The sequence below is a fragment of the Billgrantia lactosivorans genome (genome assembly GCF_003254665.1).
Classification (GTDB): Bacteria; Pseudomonadota; Gammaproteobacteria; order Pseudomonadales; family Halomonadaceae; genus Halomonas; species Halomonas lactosivorans.
In genome coordinates, this window is record NZ_QHGY01000028.1 from 1 (window position 1) to 2,561 (window position 2,561).

Below are 2,561 nucleotides of genomic sequence, written 5' to 3' on the forward strand. Positions count from 1 at the left end.
GCACGAATAGCCCCGGGCCGTCGGTCTCGATCTGGTCGCAGATCTGCCAGGCCTGGTCGGGATGGCCCTCGGGATCGTTGCCCCAGAAGGTCAACAGGCCTTCGCCCAGGTGGGTGGTGCCGGCGACCGGGCCACACTCGGGATCGACCCAGTTGGCGCCCGGACCCGGGTGGGGCTTGACCCCGGTCTCCAGCATGCTGACCAGCTTGCGCGTCTCGGTGTCGATGAACACCATCTTGTCGCTCATGTTGGCGGCGATCTGGAAGTAGCGGCCGGTCGGGTCGAAGAAGCCGTCGTGCAGGTACTCGGCGGTCTCCATCTGGTCGATGCGCAGGTTGTCGATGTCGCTGTAGTCGACCTGCCAGACCTGGCCCGACTCCTTGACGTTGACCAGGAACGTCGGCGCGTGCGGGGTGTTGTAGAGCGCCGCGACGCGGGCCTCGTTGCGGAAGTTGCCTTCCGTGTCGTAGCTGCGCGTGGAGACGACCTTGAGCGGTTCCATGGACTCGGCATCGGCAATCACGAAGTGCGGCGGCCAGTAGGAGCCGCCGATGACGTACTTGTCCTTCCATTCGCCATAGTGCGAGACCGCCACGTCGCGGGCGTCATAGCCGATGAACACCTCGGCGGTGACCTGCGGCGGGTCCATCCACAGGTCGATCTTGGAGAGGCGGCCGTCGCGGCCCTGGACGTACCAGAAGCGGCCGTCGGAACTCTCCTTGGCCACGTGCACCGCGTAGCCGGTCTCGACCTCGGTGACCAGCTCCTTGGTGTCGGCGTCGATGATGCCCATGGCGCCACGGTCACGCAGGATGGTGACCATGAAGTTTTCCCAGTTCAGATCGTGCTGGGGTTCGGTGGGCAGGTCTTCCGGCTCGACGAAGACCTTCCAGCGCTCCTTCATGTCCGCCAGCGACATTTCGGGCGGATCGACGGGGTCGTGCTGGATGTACTTCGAGATCAGCGTGATGTCGTCTTCGGAGAGGATGCCGTCGAAGTTGTTCATGCCCCCTTCGGTGCCCAGCGTGATGATGCTCTCCAGGCGGCGCTGCCCCAGCTCCTGGGTAGTCTCGGGCAGCAGGTTCGGACCGGTGGCGCCGTTGCGCGTGGTGCCGTGACAGCCGGCACAGCGCTGGAAGTAGATGTTGTTGGCGCGCTCCATCTCCTCCTCGGCCAGCTCCGGTGCCGCGGCCTGGGCGGTTCCGATCATGGCGGCCAACGGGAAGCTGAGGGCGAAGATCCCCTTGGTCAATGCTCTCTTGTGCATAACGTGCCTCGCTTGGTTTCCCCTTCGGGTGTGGCTGGCGGGTGCCCGGCATGACCTTTTTTTCTTCGCTCAGCGACCAGGTCCTTCAGCCACCCCCCACCTGTCGCCATTAGTAGCAACTTTGCCTCGCGCCTCACTTGACCACTGTCAATTGATGCATCCAGGAGTTGACTTAAGTCAGAGGAGAGGAAAAGAAATCGCGGCCCGGCATGCCACGGCCCGCTGGGCGGGCCGTGTCGAGAGGGCAAGGCCCGGGGGCCGCGTTCAGCGGCAGGGGCGGAGCACGGTCGTCCGCGTGGCGTCCCTCGCCGAGCACGGCCGCGGCGAGAGCGGCTGCTCCTCGGCGGCGTTGGCGAAGCGCCGCAGCCCGGCGATGTCCTCGACGTGCACGCAGTTTCGCTCGCAGCTGACGCCGACCTCGCGCAGCCGCGCCATGGCCCGCGAGAAGCTCTCCGGTTTCATGCCCAGGCGGCCGGCGATGAGCAGCTTGTCGCAAGGCAGGTAGACGGTGGCCTGTTCGGCGCCGTCCGGGCACAGCGCAACGATGAAGGCCGCCAGGCGCTGGTAGGTGGGCTGGTTGGCCAGCTGGTCGAGCTGGCGCACCAGATAGCGCAGCATGCCGGAGAGGTTGGCCAGCAGGTTGAGCGCCAGGCCGTGGTTACGCTCCAGGGTGGTGAGGAAGTGGTCGGCGGTGAACACCAGCAGCCGGGCCTCCTCGGCCACCGCCGCGTTGACCGGAAATCCCAGGCGGTCGAACATCGCCGCCTCGGCGAACGACTCGCCGCGGGTGAACAGCCCCACCATGCACTCGTTGCCGTCGGGGCTTTCGCGGAACAGCTTGACCCAGCCGTCGAGCACCACGTAGAAGCGATCCGCCGGTTCGCCCTTGCGGAACAGCAGTGCACCGCGCCGATAGCTGCGCTCCACGGCGCCGCCGGTCAGCAGCGCCAGGGTCTCGTCCTCGAGGCCGGCGAACAGCGGCACCTGGCGCACGGCCTGCAGGGCCTCGCGGCTCAACGTCCTGCTCATGTCTCTCTCCTTGCCGACGCCCCGTCGGGGGGGCTGTCGTCGGCCTGGTCAAGCTGGCCGGGATTGCCGCGGATCACCTCGGCTTCGCGGAAGGCGCGCTCGGCCCCCTCCAGATCGCCCAGAAAGACCAGGGTGCGGCCCAGCAGCACCCAGCTCTCCAGGTCGGAAGGGTCCTGCGCCAGGCGCCCCTGCAGCTGCTGCGCCAGGTGGCGGAACTCGCGCTGCAGGTCGGCCTCGTCGCGTGGCTCGGCGTCGGGCGCGACGG

The 2,561-nt window shown here is 67.3% G+C and carries 3 protein-coding genes; all 3 read right to left on the reverse strand.

From position 1 onward, the window contains the following. Nucleotides 1-1,267: cytochrome D1 domain-containing protein (locus DIS04_RS20205; protein ID WP_111415587.1), on the reverse strand; the 1,267-nt coding region annotated here is incomplete at its 3' end. 264 nt (nucleotides 1,268-1,531) lie between these two features. Continuing rightward, nucleotides 1,532-2,296 (reverse strand): Crp/Fnr family transcriptional regulator, encoded by a 765-nt coding sequence (locus DIS04_RS20210; protein ID WP_111415586.1) that lies wholly within the window; start codon nucleotides 2,294-2,296, stop codon nucleotides 1,532-1,534. Further along, nucleotides 2,293-2,561: tetratricopeptide repeat protein (locus tag DIS04_RS20215; RefSeq protein WP_479688584.1), on the reverse strand; the 269-nt coding region annotated here is incomplete at its 5' end. The genes DIS04_RS20210 and DIS04_RS20215, both read right to left, overlap by 4 nt.